Annotated in this window: 20 protein-coding genes; 17 read left to right on the top strand and 3 right to left on the bottom strand. The window is 45.9% G+C overall.

Going from position 1 to position 18569, the window contains the following annotated elements; genetic code table 11:
* Positions 1-44: 44 nt before the first annotated feature.
* From AB4167_RS19305 to AB4167_RS19295, 3 genes are read right to left on the bottom strand one after another with little or no spacing between them, the layout of a single operon-like run.
* On the bottom strand, positions 45-1286 hold the full coding sequence (locus AB4167_RS19305; RefSeq protein WP_136974758.1) for an NAD(P)/FAD-dependent oxidoreductase: 1242 nt from the start codon (positions 1284-1286) through the stop codon (positions 45-47).
* Between the two features lie 23 nt (positions 1287-1309).
* On the bottom strand, positions 1310-2383 hold the full coding sequence (locus AB4167_RS19300) for a methyltransferase (protein ID WP_065584069.1): 1074 nt from the start codon (positions 2381-2383) through the stop codon (positions 1310-1312).
* A 28-nt stretch (positions 2384-2411) separates the two neighbouring features.
* Positions 2412-2801 (bottom strand): hypothetical protein, encoded by a 390-nt coding sequence (locus tag AB4167_RS19295; protein WP_372128198.1) that lies wholly within the window; start codon positions 2799-2801, stop codon positions 2412-2414.
* Between the two features lie 72 nt (positions 2802-2873).
* Between AB4167_RS19295 and AB4167_RS19290 the strand changes: the two genes are divergently transcribed.
* The 17 genes from AB4167_RS19290 (at position 2874) to AB4167_RS19210 (ending at position 18522) form a co-directional block, all read left to right on the top strand.
* Positions 2874-3623 carry a beta-ketoacyl synthase chain length factor gene (locus AB4167_RS19290; RefSeq protein ID WP_372128199.1) on the top strand — a complete coding sequence of 250 codons (750 nt, stop codon included), beginning with the start codon at positions 2874-2876 and terminating at the stop codon, positions 3621-3623.
* Positions 3620-4390: a lysophospholipid acyltransferase family protein gene (locus AB4167_RS19285; RefSeq protein WP_372104564.1), complete on the top strand. Its 771-nt coding sequence runs from the start codon at positions 3620-3622 to the stop codon at positions 4388-4390. Before AB4167_RS19290 ends, AB4167_RS19285 begins: the two co-directional genes overlap by 4 nt.
* Positions 4391-4495: 105 nt before the next feature.
* Positions 4496-4756, top strand: coding sequence for a phosphopantetheine-binding protein (locus tag AB4167_RS19280; protein ID WP_004736154.1), 261 nt, complete (start codon positions 4496-4498; stop codon positions 4754-4756).
* 10 nt (positions 4757-4766) lie between these two features.
* Entirely contained in the window at positions 4767-5024 is a 258-nt protein-coding gene (locus AB4167_RS19275; protein ID WP_004739745.1) for an acyl carrier protein, read from the top strand.
* Positions 5024-5581, top strand: coding sequence for a septation protein IspZ (locus tag AB4167_RS19270; protein WP_017062274.1), 558 nt, complete (start codon positions 5024-5026; stop codon positions 5579-5581). The genes AB4167_RS19275 and AB4167_RS19270 overlap by 1 nt, the downstream gene beginning before the upstream one ends.
* Positions 5582-5587: 6 nt before the next feature.
* Positions 5588-6976 (top strand): AMP-binding protein, encoded by a 1389-nt coding sequence (locus AB4167_RS19265; protein ID WP_102333656.1) that lies wholly within the window; start codon positions 5588-5590, stop codon positions 6974-6976.
* 88 nt (positions 6977-7064) lie between these two features.
* The gene (locus AB4167_RS19260; RefSeq protein ID WP_017062276.1) at positions 7065-7427 is read left to right on the top strand and encodes a 3-hydroxyacyl-ACP dehydratase; all 363 of its coding nucleotides are present in this window, start codon (positions 7065-7067) and stop codon (positions 7425-7427) included.
* Positions 7420-9219: a glycosyltransferase gene (locus AB4167_RS19255; RefSeq protein ID WP_017062277.1), complete on the top strand. Its 1800-nt coding sequence runs from the start codon at positions 7420-7422 to the stop codon at positions 9217-9219. The genes AB4167_RS19260 and AB4167_RS19255 overlap by 8 nt, the downstream gene beginning before the upstream one ends.
* Positions 9197-10744 carry a histidine ammonia-lyase gene (gene hutH, locus AB4167_RS19250; protein ID WP_017062278.1) on the top strand — a complete coding sequence of 516 codons (1548 nt, stop codon included), beginning with the start codon at positions 9197-9199 and terminating at the stop codon, positions 10742-10744. The genes AB4167_RS19255 and hutH overlap by 23 nt, the downstream gene beginning before the upstream one ends.
* Positions 10745-10783: 39 nt before the next feature.
* Entirely contained in the window at positions 10784-11287 is a 504-nt protein-coding gene (locus tag AB4167_RS19245; RefSeq protein ID WP_017062279.1) for a thioesterase family protein, read from the top strand.
* Entirely contained in the window at positions 11274-11954 is a 681-nt protein-coding gene (locus AB4167_RS19240; protein ID WP_372136911.1) for an outer membrane lipoprotein carrier protein LolA, read from the top strand. Before AB4167_RS19245 ends, AB4167_RS19240 begins: the two co-directional genes overlap by 14 nt.
* Entirely contained in the window at positions 11926-14298 is a 2373-nt protein-coding gene (locus AB4167_RS19235) for an MMPL family transporter (protein WP_048659798.1), read from the top strand. Before AB4167_RS19240 ends, AB4167_RS19235 begins: the two co-directional genes overlap by 29 nt.
* Positions 14295-14918, top strand: a complete 624-nt coding sequence (locus AB4167_RS19230; RefSeq protein ID WP_029235193.1) for a DUF3261 domain-containing protein — start codon at positions 14295-14297, stop codon at positions 14916-14918. The genes AB4167_RS19235 and AB4167_RS19230 overlap by 4 nt, the downstream gene beginning before the upstream one ends.
* A 5-nt stretch (positions 14919-14923) precedes the next feature.
* A complete protein-coding gene (locus AB4167_RS19225; protein WP_372136910.1) occupies positions 14924-16123 on the top strand; it encodes a beta-ketoacyl-[acyl-carrier-protein] synthase family protein in 1200 nt (399 codons plus the stop codon).
* Entirely contained in the window at positions 16116-16580 is a 465-nt protein-coding gene (locus tag AB4167_RS19220) for a hotdog family protein (protein WP_017062284.1), read from the top strand. Before AB4167_RS19225 ends, AB4167_RS19220 begins: the two co-directional genes overlap by 8 nt.
* Positions 16577-17302 carry a 3-ketoacyl-ACP reductase FabG2 gene (locus AB4167_RS19215; RefSeq protein ID WP_017062285.1) on the top strand — a complete coding sequence of 242 codons (726 nt, stop codon included), beginning with the start codon at positions 16577-16579 and terminating at the stop codon, positions 17300-17302. Before AB4167_RS19220 ends, AB4167_RS19215 begins: the two co-directional genes overlap by 4 nt.
* Positions 17299-18522 (top strand): beta-ketoacyl-ACP synthase, encoded by a 1224-nt coding sequence (locus AB4167_RS19210; RefSeq protein ID WP_017062286.1) that lies wholly within the window; start codon positions 17299-17301, stop codon positions 18520-18522. The genes AB4167_RS19215 and AB4167_RS19210 overlap by 4 nt, the downstream gene beginning before the upstream one ends.
* The last annotated feature ends 47 nt before the right edge of the window (positions 18523-18569 follow it).

Genomic DNA, 18569 nt, shown 5'->3' with positions numbered 1-18569 from the left:
CCATCGTGGCAATTTAGAGTATTGCTACATACAAAATCGATTACCTAGTTTCGGCATATCTCAGCCAGTGTCGCCAATCGGCGCTTAGACTCTTTCACATAAGGGTTGGCTTGATCCCATGCGTAACCCGCCAGAATTGAGCACACCATCTGCTTAATCTTTGGATTTGGATCTTGATAGAAAATCACATCCTGCAAAGTACCTGAGTACCACCCCTCAACATACGTTCTAAAGGTGTTTACACCAACCATCAAAGGAGCGGCATAATCGCGTTCCCAATCTACCTTCTCACCGTTAAGTTGCTTTTCGACACACTCAACCGCAAACTGTGCCGACTTCATCGCAATCGTCACGCCTGACGAGAACACCGGGTCAAGGAACTCGCCGGCATTGCCAAGCAACGCGTACTTATCCGTCGCCAAATGTTTTACATTGGCAGAATAGCCACCAATTTCACCCCCAGGGTTTGGATACTCGGCGCTTGCCAGTATCTCAGCCAAGCCCGGCTCTTCCGCTGCCAGCTGTTTAATTGCAGCAATCTTGTCTTCTGGATAGGACTCAAAGAACTTAGGCTCTCCTACGACACCAAACGAAGAGACACCGTTACTAAACGGGATCAACCAATACCAAACATCAGGGTTGGTTGGATGCACAGAGATAAGAATTTTATTTCGGTCATATTCAAGATCGGTATCCACCTCTGCAATATGATCGTTAATGTGCGTAAAAATAGCTTTGCGTGGAGGGAGCGATGACGGCTCTGCCAAGTTAAGCATTTTTGGTAGCACTCGACCAAAACCACTGCCATCCAGAACGTATTGCGCTTCTATCTGATAACGCTCTCCACCCAGCACTTGTACATCTAAAATGGTGCTGTCGTCGGTGAAATTAATGCCCATTAACTCATGTTGGTAATCAATGCAGACACCCTGCGCCTCAGCCGTATCTGCCAAAACCTTATCAAAGGCACCTCGCTGAACCTGAAACGTAGTTCCAGGGCCAGAAGAGAACTTGTCTTCAAAATTAAACGCCGTATAAACGCCATTTTTGCGAAAGGCAGCGCCATCTTTGTATTGGAAGTTAGCGTTGATCACTGCGTCAGTCATCCCAGCCTGTTCAATCACTTCCATACAAGCTGGTAATAGGCTTTCACCAATAGAAAAGCGAGGGAATACGCTCTTTTCAATCACTCGAACATCGATGCCTTTTTTATGAAGTAAAGACGCAGCAATAGACCCTGATGGCCCAGCTCCGATGATCACCACTTGAGTTGATAGTTTTTTCATTATTTAAGCCATGTTTGTTATTTTTATTGCGCGCCAGCTTTCAATTCAAGAAGCGTGTGACCAAGACCGATATCGTCGGTGCGAGTTACCACTTCAAAGCCCGCTTCTTCAACGATCTCTAAGAAATCTTCACTGCGGTAAAAACGGCTGTTGCCATTTGCCAAGCAGGTAAAGTAGAGAGACGTCGCGTTTAAGCTATAAGAAGCCGCATCGTATTTCTGTGCATCCCAAAACAGTTCAAGGATATAGACAGTCGCGTCTTCTGACATATGAGAGCGAACGCGCTTTAATATGCTCAGAATCTCCATTGGCGAGAAACAATCAAGGAACTGACTCATCCACCAAACATCCGCGCCCGTTGGCAGAGTTTGCTGTTTATCGAGCATATTCGCTGGGAATGGCGTGACTCGCTCTTGATGACCATGCTTTGCCGCGTTTGCCATTGCCATTTCTAGCTGCTGTGGCAAATCAACAATCGTCACCTCAACGTCCGCATCATGGTTGCAGCATTGCATCGCCCACTTACCCGTGTTGCCGCCGATATCCACCAGCGACTTAGGTTTCTTGCTGAAGACTTTTTCAAGTAACACAGGGAACGAGCGATCCGAATAGAAGTGATCAAACTTGAACCAACTCTCTTTTGCTTTTTCTGGCAATTGAGACAAGCCTTGGTAAATGGTTTCCCAATCACCCAACTCTTTCAAGCCTGCAGGTGTGCCTTCTTCAATCGCTTCTGTTAGATGCATCATCGCGGCATAACAAACATCGGCTGTGAAATCCATGTTTGCGTTAGTCATACCATCATGCAGAAGGTAGAAACCAAGGTTAGCCATTTTGTAGTTAGGCTTTTCCCAAGTCACAATATGAGCACTTAACGCCATATCGAGCAGGACTTTCACGCCGTACTCAGAGACACCGGTCGATTCAGAGATAGACTCTGCTGGTAAACCCTCGTTGCCCGCGTCATCTAACGCTTTCAAAATGCCTAAATCACGAAGTGTACGAGCAGTATGAAAAACAATCGGAGCGAAAGACAATTTCTGCGCTTCTGTTTTTGCTTCTAATGCGTTGAATGGATCTAATTTATATTCCGACACGAAAAACCTAACTTTAAATAATAGAGAGTTACTCAGCTGCCATTTGCGCAAGCTTACGTTTAATATCAACGTTTAAGTTATTAACCCAACGGTTGTAATTACGGTGTATTTCACCATCGTCGTACTTCAAATTCTCTGATTCAACGTAAAGAATAGAGTAAAACTTATCACTATAAGGAATTTCAACCACAGCGTGGTGCGAACGAACATACAATTCAGCGCGGATCAAACCAGGCTTTATTTCTGAAACCAACCAGCCTCGATTTTCAGCAGATTCAGAAATAGCTGATTTAACCTGTTTACTTTGAAGATTCAGTGCAACTGGAGTATCCTCAACATTCATTACAGGTTGGGCGCGTCCACATCCTGCAAGAACGAATATGAATAACATTGAAACTGCTATTTTTAGTAATTTCATTTAAATTCCTTATCTGTGTTTATTTATAAGCGCGCATAGTATTTAGTTAGACTCAAAGCAAATCAATACTCTATGTCAAATCAATCCCAATTAATGTCGTTTAATATTGAGAAATGGTCTGCAAATTCGGCTGGTCTCAATTCTGTTGCCCAATGGCAAGCGTGGAGCACTAATTTAGATTGGCCACAAGATGGCTCAACTGAATTTAAAGCGATCCCACCGATGATGCGCCGCCGAATGAGTGTGCAAAGCAAACTTGCTGTCCAAACCGCGTTAACCCTATTAAAAGACACCTCGATTGATTATCTGGTCTTTGCTAGCCGACATGGTGAGTTGCATCGAACCGCCACTTTGATTCAGTCGATATTAGAAGGTGACGATGCCTCACCAATGGCGTTCTCGCAGTCGGTACATAATACCGCAGCTGGTCTAACCACCATTGCCGCCAAAGCACCGATTCCACTGACTTCAATAGCCGCAGGGCAAGATACTTTCCATAACGCTCTGATCGAAGCTTATCTTTACCTACATCAGTACCCGTCACATCGTGTACTCGTCATTGACTTCGACCAGCCTTTGCCTGAGCTTTACCAAGAATACGAAACACAAGACTATACGGATTATGCTCTGGGCTTAGTGCTCAGCGTTGGCAGTGAATATTCTATTACTAGAACAGTAGAAGCCAACCAAGCACCTTCCGTGTTACCACAAGGGCTACAAACGCTCCAACATATCTTATTGGGCGCAAATAAGTGGGCTATTGCTGGCAAGCACCAAACTTGGTCTTGGGTAAATAACACCGAGACAGGTCCACAATCATGAGCAAAATCGACCAATATTGGCGAGTATTCGCGACAGGGCTGTGCTTTACCATCTTTGGTCTAGGTGGCTTAGTATTGAGCTTCTTAATCTTACCGACTATCGCGCTAACCAATCCCAATACCATTAAAAGAGAGCTTAAAGCACAGCGATTAATCCGTTTCTCATTCAATGCGTTTTGCCAGATCATGAAGTTCACCGGAGCAATCGATTACCGAATTGATGGTGCAGAACTACTGCGTAACGACCGTAACTGCATTATCGTCGCCAACCACCCAAGTTTGATTGACTATGTGCTGATCGCCTCTCAACTTCCTCAATGTGATTGCCTCGTCAAAGCGGCCATTTGGGAAAACCCTTTTATGAAAAGGATTGTCAAAGCGGCAGGTTATATACCGAACCAAGCCCCTGACGATCTTTTAGAGCGCTGTGAAGAACGCTTCTCACGTGGCAATGTCATGCTGATTTTTCCCGAAGGAACTCGCACAACGCCAGGAATTGAACCATCCTTACAGCGTGGGGCGGCACAAATCGCGACTCGAACACAAACCGATTTACGCGTGATTCATATTACGGTTTCTCCGACATTCTTAACGAAAGAGAAAAAATGGTATCAAGTTCCTGCGTCGAAGCCCTTTTTTCATGTCGCGGTGAAAGGTAAAATAGAAGTCGAACCATTTATTGAAGGCTCAAATAATTTAACTTCGGCAGCAAGGCGCCTTAATCATCATCTTGCACAAACAATTTTCCCTTCCGAAGAAAACATTTAGCGTATCAATAACATAACAGGCGATATCGGCATTTCGAAAATACCTCATATAATGTAGAATCGCCCCCTTAAAGCAGCATTCAGATAAAGCATTAAGTAGGCCAAAGTGGAAACATTACACAACGAACTGAAACAACTGATCATCGACGCATTGAACCTTGAAGACATGAGCATTGATGAGATTGAAACGGAAGCTCCACTATTTGGTGATGGACTTGGACTAGACTCTATCGATGCCCTTGAGCTTGGCCTTGCTATCAAGAAAAAGTACAACATTGTTATCGATGCAGATGATTCAAACACTCGACAGCACTTTGCGTCAGTTGAAAATCTAGCGAACTACATCTCTTCTCAAACGAATAACTAGACAGATCTTTATGACACAAGCTAACCAACAAGAAGTATACAACCAGGTTAAAGATGCGCTTATTGAGCTGTTCGAGCTTGATGCTGAAGATATCACCCCTGAAGCTCATCTCTATCTTGATCTAGACCTAGACAGCATTGATGCCGTTGATTTGGTCGTTCACCTACAGAACGTCACAGGTAAGAAGATCAAACCTGAAGAGTTCAAAGCAGTGCGCACCGTTAATGACGTTGTCGAATCTGTGGTTGAACTATTGAAGGACGCCTAATGCGTCCTCTGCTGACTTTACTGTCGGCAATTATACTTTTCACTTATCCAATAGCGGTTTACTTTGGACTCAACAAGTTTGGCTTACAAACCGTTGGTATTGCCTTAGCCGCTATCTTTGCTGTACGCATTTTCACCGGCGGTCAGGCTAAAATCAAAGAGCTAAAACACCTAGCTTGGATCAGTGGAAGTGCCGGTATTGTTCTGCTGGCTTTAGGCTTAGCCTTTAAGCAACACGGCTGGCTAACCTATTATCCCGTTATCGTTAATGTTTGTATGCTGGTTGTATTCGCTTCGAGCCTATGGCAACCACAAACGATTATCGAACGTCTTGCTCGCCTTCAAGAGCCTGAACTTCCGCAAAGTGGCGTTGATTACACACGAAAAGTCACCAAAGTGTGGTGCTTGTTCTTTGTTATCAATGGCTCTATTGCCCTTTACACCTGCTTCCAACCGCTAGAAGTATGGACCCTATACAATGGCTTACTCAGCTATCTGTTTGCAGGGTTACTCTTTGCAGGAGAGTGGGTAGTAAGACAGCGCATTCGTCAGAGTTAAATTGTTATGACCCAAACCGTATCTTACACCTCGTTGTCTGAGCTTCTCAGCCAGGACAGAACCCCTGAATCTATTGTCTGCTTTGACGACAATAGCGAGATTACGTGGCAAACATTTAACGACGACTTATCTCAACTCGTACAATTTTTGTCTTTATCCCCTTTTCAACGAATCGCGATTTGTACCCAAGACAGCTACCTATTTACGGTGGCCTTTTTGGCATGTGCAGCAGCCAACAAACACATCATCTTACCGGGCAACTACCAGCCATGTGCGCTTGCTGAGTTAAGTAAGCAGTTTGATTGCCTGCTAGTTGATAACTCGATTGGCGAAGTTGAGGTGAGTGACGTTCGTAATATCCAAACCTTATTGGATTCAAACACTGAAGCACAAAAACCTCTAACCGAGAATCTTACGACCATTGATTTGGCAACAGTCCCATTAACTCTGTTCACTTCAGGTTCAAGTGGCACGCCAAAAGCGATAGATAAAACGTTAGAACACCTAGATATTGAAACGGCTCAGTTACACAAGAACTGGGATGCTTTACTCAAGGGAAACCGAATCCAAAGCACCGTTTCCCACCAACACATCTATGGCCTGCTGTTTAGAATCTTATGGCCGCTCTGTTCTGGTGTGCCATTTGCTCGAAACAACCTTGAGTACCCAGAACAAATTCTGTCTCATGCCAATAAAAACTGTGTACTGATCAGCAGCCCAGCGCTACTTAAACGATTAAAGCATGAGACCAACAAGGTACAACTTGCAGGAATCTTCTCTTCGGGTGGTCCATTGCCTACCGAGTCGGCTCACCAGTCACGAGATCTGCTTGGTCATTTACCGATTGAAGTCTTTGGTAGCACAGAAACCGGTGGCATCGCATTTCGTCAGCAAGAGAGCGCTCAAACGCCTTGGCAGCTTTTTGCCTGTATTGAGGCTAGTCTCAACAGTGAGAATTGCATTAAGTTATTGTCGCCGTACATCGATAAGAATAACTGGTATCAAACCTCTGATGAGTGCGAGATGGTCTCGGAGAATCAATTCATATTGAAGGGCCGAACGGACCGAGTGATCAAGATAGAAGAAAAGCGAGTATCACTGGTTGAAGTGGAAAAGCGACTGGAGCAACTGCCTTGGATAAGTGAGTGCGTGGTTATTCCATTTGAGGAGCCTGAGCGATTAATATTAGCCTCTGTTTTGGTATTATCAGATGAAGGCCAAGCCGCTCTATCGACCATGAGCAAAGGTAAATTCTGGTTGATGCTGCGTACAGAACTCAGAAAGTGGTTAGAGCCAATCGCAATCCCGAGAAAATACCGTGTTGTCGATGAGATCCCCCTCAACAGCCAAGGTAAGCGATTAACATCTCACATAGAACAGCTAATAAAATCATAGAAACCGCTGATCGTATTTTACACTGAGATTATCTTTTTATATTTTTGTCAAAGAACCAATATTTGCCCAAGGATTCTAAGCACGCCCTATGGATAAAAGAAAACCAAACATCATTGCTGTAGACACGGTAGAAAATGAATCGACCCTGACACTTCATGTTAGCGGAGATATCACCGACTTTAATGGGCACTTCAAGAGCTTCCCTATTCTACCTGGCGTCACGCAAATTGATTGGGCACTTCACTACGCAGTCCAAGAGTTAGGCGTTCCTGGTTTCTTTAAAGGAATGGAAGTCATTAAGTTCCAAGAGCCTATCCTGCCTGACGCTACAATCCAGCTATCACTCAAATGGGATGCTGACAAAGACAAGCTGAGCTTTAGTTACACATCAAACAACGGTGAACAGACCCACTCTTCAGGCAAAATGAAGCTGGGAGAAAAAAGTGAATAGCGCTCCCGTCGAGGCTACTTCTCAACACCACACAAAAGAAAGCAGCTACAAGGCTTGCTTCCTTATCCCGTGCTTTAACCATGGCGCAACCATGCCGGCTGTGGTGTCGTCACTTCATCATTTTGAGTTACCGATCATCATCGTTGACGATGGCAGTGAACTCACAACAAAACAGTTTCTGTCTCCCCTAGCAGAGAATTCAAACGTAACCTTGGTGACGCTTGAACAGAACCAAGGTAAAGGCGGCGCAGTAAAAGCCGGAATCAAAAAAGCGCAGCAACTAGGCTTTAGCCACGCTATTCAGATAGATGCTGATGGGCAACACGACCTGGAAGCCTTGCCAACATTGATTGAGGCCTCACAAGCTAAGCCACAACGTCTGATATCAGGCCAGCCTATCTACGACGACAGCGTACCCAAAGCAAGGCTCTATGGGCGCTACGCGACACATATCTGGGTATGGATAGAAACCCTTTCTTTATCAATTAAAGACAGCATGTGTGGCTTTAGAGCGTATCCTATCAACCAAACTCAAACTGTGTTGAATAAGTACGATGTTGGTTCGAGAATGGACTTCGATATCGAGATTTTGGTTCGCCTGTATTGGGAAGGTTGCGACATAGACTTCGTTGAAACGCGCGTTATCTATCCTGAGAACGGCATCTCTCATTTCGATGCGTTGTGGGATAACGTCAAAATCAGTTGGATGCATACACGTCTATTCTTCAGCATGCTGCCAAGAGCACCAAAACTGATTGCTCGCCATTTCAAATCCGATTCAGCTGATAATAACCCAAATTTATCGACTGATTCAGAGCCGCAAGCTTCTGAACAACCACACTGGTCCCGCACTCAAGAACGCGGCACAGTATTAGGCATTAAGCTGTTATTAGCCATTTATACCTTGTTAGGTCGCGGTGTGTTCAACCTCATTCTGCGTGGTGTGATGCGTTACTACCACTTGACGGGCCAGCGTGCGCGAAACGCTTCCGAACAATATCTATTCCAATTAAAAGCCTATGCGGAACAGCAAAATATTGAGCTCCCCGGAGAACTAACCAGTTACAACCATCTGCTTTCATTTGGCCATACGATGCTCGACAAGCTCGCGGCATGGAAAGGTGATTTCTCGGCAGATAACCTGACTATTCATGGCCAAGACCAGTTCGAGAGCATGGTGGCAAATAAGCAAGGTGTGCTAATCCTTGGATCTCACCTTGGCAATATTGAGCTGTGCCGAGCTTTAGGTCGCAGACACTCGAACATCAAAATCAACGCCCTGGTTTTTACAGAACACGCCGAACGTTTTAATTCCGTGATGAAAGCGGTTAACCCGCAGTCTGATTTAAATCTGATTCAGGTGACATCGATGGGGCCTGATACCGCTATCTTGTTACAACAGAAACTAGAGCAAGGCGAATGGATCGTGATTGTTGGCGATCGAACTTCCACCAGCAAAGAGAGCCGCTCAGTATGGGCTGAGTTCTTAGGTAAGGAAGCTCCATTCCCTCAAGGTCCATTTATGTTAGCCTCGGTTCTCAAAGCACCCGTATTTTTGCTGTTTGGGTTACGTGACGACTCACAATCTAAGCCGCATTTTAATGTCTATTTCGAGCATTTTAGCAACAAGATCGAGCTACCAAGAAAGACTCGCGAACAATCTTTACAGCAAGTCGTGCAAAAATACGCAAATCGACTTCAGCACTACACACTGCAAGCACCGCTTCAGTGGTACAACTTTTTTAATTTTTGGACATTGAGCAAGCACCATGACGAAAAAGAATCCAAATAGCATCACCTTTGGTGCCGAGCGCCTCACGATTGAGGATGTTGTCGCTATCTCACAAGGCGCAAAAGCCTCGATGAACACAAGTGAAGCATTCACATCTAAGATCGACCGTGGTGTCGCTTTCTTAGAACGCCTATTGAAAGAAGAAGGTGTGATTTACGGTGTAACGACGGGTTACGGTGACTCATGTACGGTTGCGATTCCGCCAAACCTAGTTGACGAGCTACCACTGCATTTAACACGTTTTCACGGCTGTGGTTTAGGTGAAATATTGTCTCACGAACAAGCTCGTGCAGTCCTTGCAACTCGTCTTTGTTCGTTATCACAAGGTGTCTCTGGTGTGACTCACGATCTACTCAACCAGATCGTTACCCTAATCAACCAAGACATCTCACCACGCATTCCTCAAGAAGGATCGGTGGGTGCCAGTGGCGACTTAACACCTCTGTCTTACTTAGCCGCAGCACTGATTGGTGAGCGTGATGTAATCTACAAAGGTGAAGTGCGCCCAACCAGTGACGTCTACAAAGAGTTAGGAATTAGCCCTATCAAACTTAAGCCAAAAGAAGGCTTGGCGTTAATGAATGGTACGTCTGTAATGACGGCATTAGCTTGTATCGCTTACAAGCGTGCGGAATATCTAGCTCAGCTATCAACTAAGATCACCGCTATGGTATCAGTCGGTATGCACGGCAATGACTTCCATTTCGATGAAGCGCTGTTTGCAGTCAAACCTCATCCTGGTCAACAACAAGTTGCTGCATGGCTGCGTGATGATCTGCAAGCGGATCGCCCGCCACGTAACAGTGATCGCCTCCAAGATCGTTACTCTCTGCGCTGTGCTCCACATGTTATCGGCGTGGTTCAAGACTCTCTGCCTTGGCTACGCCAAATGATCGAGAACGAGCTAAACAGTGCCAACGACAACCCAATTATCGATGGTGATAATGAGCGCGTACTGCACGGTGGACACTTCTACGGTGGACACATTGCAATGGCGATGGATACGTTAAAAACTGCAGTTGCGAACCTTGCTGATCTGCTTGACCGTCAAATGGCTCAGCTGATGGACTACAAGTTCAACAACGGTTTGCCATTCAACCTAACGGGTGCTGAAGGCGAACGTAAGCCAATCAACCACGGCTTTAAAGCAGTACAGATTGGCGTTTCAGCTTGGACAGCAGAAGCATTGAAACACACCATGCCAGCAAGCGTATTCTCTCGCTCAACTGAGTGTCACAACCAAGATAAAGTGAGTATGGGCACCATCGCAGCTCGTGACTGTTTACGCGTTCTAGAGCTAACCGAACAAGTGGCAGCAGCGTCACTACTGGCGGGGACACAAGCACTCGAACTTCGTAAGCGCCACAATGAGCTTGATGAGCACCACATGAGTGAGAACCTCAAGCACATTCGCGACGAAGTGCTTAAGGAGTTTGAATTTATCGTAGAAGATCGACCACTTGAAGGCGATCTACGCCACTTCATTGCTCGTATTCAAAGTCAGCACTGGTCACTTTACTCATAAAGTAGCCAACCCTTTACGCAATATTGTTGAGAGCGATTTATGTCTGAAATCCTTCACCCATTACAATCTGAGGTGACGCTTATCACCTCATTCCAAGATGCCGACCCAATGGGCGTGATCTATCACGGCAACTACTTCCGATTCTTTGAAGAAGTTAGGCGCATCATGATGGATAAGATTGAGTACAACTACCATGAGATGAAGGATTCTGGCTACATGTGGCCTATCATCGATACCCGCGTGAAATACATTAAGGCGATACCGTTTAATCACAAGATTAAGGTAACGGCGAAACTCACCGAGTGGGAAAATCGCCTGCGCGTCGATTATGAAATTCATGATGCTCTAACCGGTGCTCGAATGACACGTGCTCACACCATGCAGGTTGCCGTCACCATCGAAGAACAAGAGATGTGCTTTGCCTCACCCAAAGTGTTTACTGACAAAGTCGAACACTGGCACCAATTTGGTTGCTTACCTCTAGCAACTGAACATCAAACACAAACCTCTAACCCACAGCAGGTGAACCATGAATCTGTTTAAACGCAGTCGCAAATACATCAATATCGCGCTAATTGGACTTACTGCGATGATGGCAAGCGGCCTTGTAAGCGCCAAAGAAAACTCTGCTGCTGTCAATTCTATTTCAGAGCTGCAGACGGTGCTCAGCGAAAATAGTATTGTGCGTGGTGAGTTCACTCAAACACGCAATATGGAGATGTTCGCCCAGCCTTTAACGTCACAAGGTACATTTCTGTTAGACAAATCAAGTGGCTTACTCTGGACACAAACCACTCCGTTTCCCGTGAACTTAGTGCTCACCGATAACAAACTGAGCCAAAGGTTTGCCGATCAACCCGCAAAAATCATCACCGACGAAGAAAATCCAATGGCGTTTTATTTCAGCCATATCTTCTTGTCAGTGTTTCATGGGGACACGCAAAAACTTCAGGAACAGTTCGCACTCAATTTTGAGCCCGCAACTAACACCAGCTCTGATGAAAATGTACAAGCATGGACACTGACTCTAAAGCCCAAAAATGCACCGATGAATGCGGTGTTTGAGGCTATCACGCTGCAAGGCAACAGCGATATTGAACGTATTGAGTTGAAAGAGATTCGTGGAGATAGCACAGTGATCGAATTCAGTCAGTTAAGCCATCTACCGGAAGTATTATCAGATGCTGAAGCGAAACAATTCCAACTCTAGTCTTGCCCTTGTTTGGCTTGTTGTTGTAATGCTGTTTAGCGGGTTGTTGACCAAACAATTCGCTTTTTCTTCGTCGGTACCGATTGAAAGCAACATTCTAAAGTTACTGCCCGAAAACCAGCAAGACCCAATGGTAGAGCAAGCCTTTCAGCAGATATCCAGCTCGATGAGCGAGCAAGTGGTATTTATCATAAGCGCTCCCGATATCGAACAAACCATGGTTGCGACCGACGCTTTTGAAAAAGCTCTCAACCAAAGAACTTTTTCAAGTCAGCCAACTCTGTTTAAGCAAGTTCAAGGTAAAATCAACGCCAGCACTCAAAGCCAGTGGAGCGATTTCTATTTTCGTCACCGATCTCAACTGCTGACCCAACAACAAAAAGAGACGCTGACACACTCGCCTGATTCGCGAGCTCAATATGTCATTCAGTCTCTGTACAATCCATTCTCAGGCGTCACTGCAGCAGAGTTATCTCTCGACCCATTCTTGTTATTTCGCGACTACATCAGTGCTATTGGCGTCCAATCAAGTAACTTTGTTCTGAAAGAGGGCTATCTCACGGCCCAGTCGAATGAGCAAACTCATATTTTAGTCACGGCTACTCTGGCGGACTCACCTTATAGCTTGGCGATTCAAGAACAACTTCCAGATCTTGATTCAATTGAGCGCGAGGTCGAAAAACAATTTGGCGTCAAGGTGCAGCATACTGGTGTGGTGTTCTACGCCAATTACGGTACCGAAAGCGCGAAATCAGAAATCAGTACCATTGGTTTGGGCTCATTGGCAGGCGTTATTTTATTGGTGTGGCTGACATTTCGTAGTGCGCTACCACTTGCCTTATCTTTACTCTCAATCAGTACAGGATTATTGGTTGCACTGGCAAGCACTGTCGCTATCTTTGGTAAGGTGCATCTATTCAGCTTGGTGTTTGGCGCTAGCTTGATTGGCGTATCCATCGATTACTCTTTTCACTATCTCACTGACCGTTTGGCCGCAGGAAGCCACTGGCAGAGCGATAAAGGCCTAAAGCATATTTTCATTGCCATCACTCTAGGTTTAATCACCAGCTTAATCGGATACTTAGGGCTACTGGTTGCGCCATTCCCAGGCTTGCAGCAACTGGCTCTGTTTTCGTCGATTGGACTGATCGCAGCTTACGCCAGTGTGGTGTGCTGGTACCCCGTTTTAGCGGTAAAACCAGGCCAAGAGCGCCCTCTTCCCCTGTCGAAACTTTGGCATACTTGGTTAAGCCTTTGGAGCAACCAAAAATTTAGAATTGGCTTACCGTTAACAGTGACTGTCGTTAGCTTGATGTCACTCAGTCAAATTCGTTACGACGACGATATTCGCCAGCTTCAGGCTATGCCCGAACAACTCAAACAACAAGAGCAAGCCATTACTGAGATATCAGGGTTAGGCAGTGGTCAAAATATGCTTTTGGTCACAGCTCAGAGCGACCAAAAGCTACTCAAAAAATTGACAGAAATCACCACAAGCTTAGATTCGCTGGTCAATAGCCAAGGTATATCCGGGTATCGCAGCATCAATCAACACTTGTTAAGTAAACAAGAACAGCATGATAACTATCAGTTGGTTGAACAACTCTATAGTCAACAAAGCCATATATTACAAAGCTCTCTCGGTTGGTCTACGTTTCCAGAACTACCAAAATTCGAACCAATCACGGTATCTGGATTTTTGGAGTCTCCAGTCTCAGAGCCTGTTCGACCACTTTGGTTAAAACCTATCGACGGGCAAGCAGCGTCGGTCATTTTGATAAAAGACGTCACTGATGCTGAGCTGTTCTCACAGTGGTTGGAGTCAGATTTTGCTCAGAAGCAAGGTGTGAAACACCTCAATAAAGCGGATGAAATCTCCTCTCTTTTTGCTGAGTACCGCGTCAAGATTACCGAGCTGTTATTGATAGCATTGGCAGCTATTGGCATGCTGTTAGGCTGGCGCTATGGTGTGAAGCAAAGCCTGTTAATGCTGTTGCCTTCATTGATTGCAGGCGTAGCAGGTTTGGCGGTCACGGGCATTTTAGGCTCGACACTGAACCTATTTAACCTGCTTGGTTTGATTCTGATTTTAGGGATTGGCATAGACTACACCCTATTCTTTGCTGAGCAAAAGAAATCGCTGAGCACCTTATTAGCGATCACCTTGTCAGGTCTCACAACACTACTTTCATTCGGCTTACTGTCGCTGAGCCAGACTCATGCTATTCATAGCTTCGGGGTGACGGTTCTGACAGGGATCTTTGTCGCTTGGCTGCTTTCTCCACTCGCGATCAACAGTAGTAAAAACGTAGAAGGACCAATTACTCGAGAGGCTTTTAGATGATCCAGACATTAAAGGTAACCTTCGCCATACTAGTGGGCATTCTAATGAGTGCCTGCTCGATGGTTTCTCAGCAGCCAAGTGGTGCGAGCGTGTCTATCGATCAAGACACCGATCTAGCACTACCACTGCCAGCTGAACTGGGATACTCATTAACAGCCAGTCAGTTGATTAGCGCTACGTGGGAAAATGATACACAGCAGCTTCCGGTTCAAGTCGAAGTCACACCAGGTAAAGTGGTTTTGGCGGGGTTCTCCTCTTGGGGTACTCGCATTCTATCGCTGCAATACCAGAATCAAGTAATTGATACGCAGGTTTTGTCTGGGCTTGGCGCAACTTTGCCACAACCTGAACAGGTGCTATTTAATTTAATGCTTACCTTATGGCCGGCTGAAGCATGGGCTCAGCCTTTACAAAGCATAGGTTGGCACCTAGTCGATACCGACAAAACAAGAACCGTATTTGATGAAAACCAACAGGCAATCATTCAAATTGATTACCAAACAGATCCTGGTACACACAAAACGGCAGGCGACATTGTTTTCAAACATTTGACCCTGGGCTACAACATCACCATACAAACGTTGAACTCAACGATTGTCGACAATCCAAGTAAGAGTTGAACACTATGCCTATTTACATCCAAGACTGTGGTTTCCACTCAGCGCTAGGCTCAGAGATTGCCGATATTCATGGCTGTCTAAAAGACGAGCGTGAATCAAATATGGTCGAAGTGCACGATATGCTGAACGATGGTAAACACACTGTCGTTGGTCAGATCGCGGGTGAGCTGCCACCGATTCCTTCAGATCTTACGCAATACGCCACTCGCAACAATCAACTGGCGCTGTCGGCTCTTCACCAAATTGAAGATTCTATCGAGCAAGCCAAATCTCAGTTTGGCGCAGATAGAATTGCAGTGGTTATCGGCACCAGTACTTCGGGAATTTCGGACGGTGAATCCGCTTTTAAACACAAACTCGACCAAGGTTCTTTTCCCGAGAATTATCACTACTCAAAACAAGAGCTAGGGAACACTTCCGAATTCGTTAGCCAGTATTGCGCATTAACGGGGCCAAACTACGTCATATCTACGGCTTGCTCATCCAGTGGCCGCGTATTTCTGACCGCCCAGCGCTTATTAGATTCAGGTATGGCTGATGCCGTGTTAGTGGGTGGTGTGGATACATTGTGTAAGCTGACACTCAATGGTTTCCACGGTCTTGAAGCACTCTCAACAACACATTGTAAGCCATTTAGTGCAACCCGAGAAGGTATCAACATAGGAGAAGCAGCGGCATTTATGTTGCTCAGCAAAACAAAGTTAGCCGGTGTTAATGCAGCACAAGACACGTCAAACATTGCCTTATTGGGCTGTGGGGACAGCTCTGATGCACACCACATTTCAGCGCCTCACCCTGAAGGCAATGGTGCTGAACAAGCAATGAAAAAAGCGTTACATTCTGCACAGTTAAACGCAGAAGACATTGGTTATATCAATGCACATGGTACAGCAACGCCACTCAATGACTCGATGGAAAGTAAAGCCATTCATCGTATTTTTGCAAACAAGGTTCCCGTCAGTTCTACCAAACCGCTGACCGGGCATACTCTAGGCGCAGCAAGTGCGATTGAGGCTGCAATTGCGTGGCATATTTTGAAATATGACTTACCGCTTCCCTTACAAAAATGTCAGGATAAAGCTGAAGATATTGAGATTGATTTGGTAAACTGTTCACAGAAACTTAAAGCAAAGAACATCTTAAGCAACTCGTTTGCTTTTGGTGGCAACAACATTAGCCTGATTTTTGGTGTAGTAAATGACTGATATCCCTTCTGTAGACCAACTTCTCCCTCACGATGATCCGATGATATTAATCGATCGTGCTATCAGCGTAGAGGCGTTGTCGATCCACTGTCAGGTCGATATTGGTGACCATAATCTGTTCTTTGACGCCGAATCTCAAACGGTACCAGCATATGTTGGAATCGAGTTTATGGCGCAGTCTGTAGCGGCATGGTCTGGATATCACGCACTTAAAAACGGCACCACGCCCCCAATCGGATTCTTACTCGGCTCTCGTCGCTATAAATCACTGTGTGATGAGTTTACTCAAGGTCAGACCCTTGATATCTACGCCGAACAGATGATGGAAGACAGCGGTATGGCTGTGTTTACCGCAAGAGTCGAAGACCGAGGTGAGTTAGTGGCTCAATGCCAACTCAACGTCTACGTGCCGACCGAACAAAAATTACAAGAAATGAAAACTAGGAGCCCATCATGAGCCGTCAGGTTTTAGTCACTGGTGCCAGTAAAGGTATTGGTAAAGCGATCGCTATTCAACTCGCGAAAGACGGGTTTGAAATCGCCGTTCATTACATGGGTGACAAGCAAGGTGCTGAAGAGACGCTAAAGTCGATCACCGAACTGGGTGGCGCTGGACGTCTTATTCAATTTGATATCAGCAAACGAAGCGAGTGTCGCGAAAAGCTTGAGTCTGATATCGCTGAACATGGTGCTTACTATGGTGTAGTGAACAACGCGGGCATTACTCGTGACACTGCATTCCCCGCGATGACGGAAGAAGAGTGGGATGGTGTGATCCATACCAACCTAGATAGCTTCTACAACGTACTTCACCCTTGTGTAATGCCTATGGTTCAAAAGCGTAAAGGTGGCCGTATCGTCACTCTAGCGTCGGTATCCGGCATTATGGGTAACCGTGGTCAAACTAACTATGCTGCAGCAAAAGCGGGGGTGATTGGCGCAACTAAGTCTCTTGCTCTAGAACTCGCAAAACGCAAGATCACGGTAAACTGTGTCGCTCCTGGCTTAATTGACACAGGTATGGTTGACGAGCACGTGAAAGATCATGCACTTCCTCAAGTACCACTGCGCCGTATGGGTGAGCCGGAAGAAGTAGCCGGCCTAGTCAGCTACCTAATGTCTGATATTGCAGGCTACGTAACTCGCCAAGTGATTTCAGTAAATGGAGGCTTAGTATGACCCGCCGCGTTGTTGTAACTGGAATGTCTGGTGTTACTGCTTTTGGTAACGACTGGCAACAGATAGAGCCTAAGCTAAAGGCCTGTGAAAATGCGACTCAATATATGCCAAGCTTCGAGCAATATGATGGTCTCAACACAAAACTTGCCGCGCCTATTGATGACTTCCAACTGCCTAAACACTACAAGCGTAAGCAAGTGCGTGGCATGGGCCGTGTATCACGCCTAGCTACCGTTGCGACTGAGAATGCATTGGAGCAAGCCGGCTTAATTGGTCACGATGTATTGACCAATGGCGAAACTGGTATCGCTTACGGCTCTTCAACTGGCAGTACCGATGCGGTTGGTGCTTTCGGAGTAATGCTGAACGAGAAGTCGACACGAGCAATCACAGCAACCACTTACGTTCAAATGATGCCACACACAGCCGCGGTAAACGTAGGTCTGTTCTTTGGTCTGCGTGGCCGCGTGATTCCCACCAGCAGCGCCTGTACTTCAGGAAGCCAAGCCATTGGTTACGCCTATGAAGCGATCAAGCATGGTTACCAAACCGTAATGGTTGCCGGTGGTGGTGAAGAGTTATGCCCAACTGAGTCTGCCGTTTTCGATACCCTTTTCGCTACCAGTTTAAAAAACGACACACCCAAGAAATCCCCTAGCCCATACGACAGCGAGCGTGATGGCTTGGTTATCGGCGAAGGCGCTGGAACCCTGATCCTTGAAGAGTACGAACATGCTGTTGCTCGTGGCGCAAAGATCTACGCAGAAATCATAGGTTTTGCGAGCAACTGTGATGCGGCTCATGTGACTCAACCTCAGATGGAAACCATGCAAATCTGTATGGAGAAAGCATTGAGAGACGCACAACTTCCAGCTGAGAAGATTGGCTATGTTTCTGCGCACGGTACTGCGACTGAAAAAGGTGATATTGCAGAGAGTAACGCGACAGCGAATATCTTTGGTGAAGTACCAATCAGCTCTCTTAAGAGTTACTTTGGCCATACGCTTGGTGCATGTGGTGCAATTGAAGCGTGGCTCAGCCTAGAGATGATGCATAGCGGTTGGTTCAGCCCAACCCTAAACCTTAAGAATGTCGATGAACAGTGCGGCAAGCTCGATTACATCACGGGCTCAGGTCGCGAATTGGATGTTGAATACTTGATGAGCAACAACTTTGCTTTTGGTGGAATCAACACCTCTATCATCTTCAAGAAAGTCTAAGCTTAGCTACATAAAACGCTAAGTAAATAAAAAGGTTCATCGCGGAT

The sequence above is a fragment of the Vibrio sp. 10N.286.49.E11 genome, assembly GCF_041469505.1.
Lineage (GTDB): Bacteria > Pseudomonadota > Gammaproteobacteria > Enterobacterales > Vibrionaceae > Vibrio > Vibrio crassostreae_C.
This window is presented reverse-complemented; position numbering and strand designations above follow the sequence as displayed.

Coding starts and splice junctions, on each gene's coding strand:
- AB4167_RS19265 (WP_102333656.1), top strand. CDS start 5,588: ATGACCCAAACCGTATCTTACACCTCGTTGTCTGAGCTTCTCAGCCAG.
- AB4167_RS19260 (WP_017062276.1), top strand. CDS start 7,065: ATGGATAAAAGAAAACCAAACATCATTGCTGTAGACACGGTAGAAAAT.
- AB4167_RS19225 (WP_372136910.1), top strand. CDS start 14,924: ATGCCTATTTACATCCAAGACTGTGGTTTCCACTCAGCGCTAGGCTCA.
- hutH (WP_017062278.1), top strand. CDS start 9,197: ATGACGAAAAAGAATCCAAATAGCATCACCTTTGGTGCCGAGCGCCTC.
- AB4167_RS19220 (WP_017062284.1), top strand. CDS start 16,116: ATGACTGATATCCCTTCTGTAGACCAACTTCTCCCTCACGATGATCCG.
- AB4167_RS19305 (WP_136974758.1), bottom strand. CDS start 1,286: ATGAAAAAACTATCAACTCAAGTGGTGATCATCGGAGCTGGGCCATCA.
- AB4167_RS19270 (WP_017062274.1), top strand. CDS start 5,024: ATGCGTCCTCTGCTGACTTTACTGTCGGCAATTATACTTTTCACTTAT.
- AB4167_RS19240 (WP_372136911.1), top strand. CDS start 11,274: ATGAATCTGTTTAAACGCAGTCGCAAATACATCAATATCGCGCTAATT.
- AB4167_RS19290 (WP_372128199.1), top strand. CDS start 2,874: ATGTCAAATCAATCCCAATTAATGTCGTTTAATATTGAGAAATGGTCT.
- AB4167_RS19235 (WP_048659798.1), top strand. CDS start 11,926: ATGCTGAAGCGAAACAATTCCAACTCTAGTCTTGCCCTTGTTTGGCTT.
- AB4167_RS19215 (WP_017062285.1), top strand. CDS start 16,577: ATGAGCCGTCAGGTTTTAGTCACTGGTGCCAGTAAAGGTATTGGTAAA.
- AB4167_RS19210 (WP_017062286.1), top strand. CDS start 17,299: ATGACCCGCCGCGTTGTTGTAACTGGAATGTCTGGTGTTACTGCTTTT.
- AB4167_RS19285 (WP_372104564.1), top strand. CDS start 3,620: ATGAGCAAAATCGACCAATATTGGCGAGTATTCGCGACAGGGCTGTGC.
- AB4167_RS19245 (WP_017062279.1), top strand. CDS start 10,784: ATGTCTGAAATCCTTCACCCATTACAATCTGAGGTGACGCTTATCACC.
- AB4167_RS19295 (WP_372128198.1), bottom strand. CDS start 2,801: ATGAAATTACTAAAAATAGCAGTTTCAATGTTATTCATATTCGTTCTT.
- AB4167_RS19275 (WP_004739745.1), top strand. CDS start 4,767: ATGACACAAGCTAACCAACAAGAAGTATACAACCAGGTTAAAGATGCG.
- AB4167_RS19230 (WP_029235193.1), top strand. CDS start 14,295: ATGATCCAGACATTAAAGGTAACCTTCGCCATACTAGTGGGCATTCTA.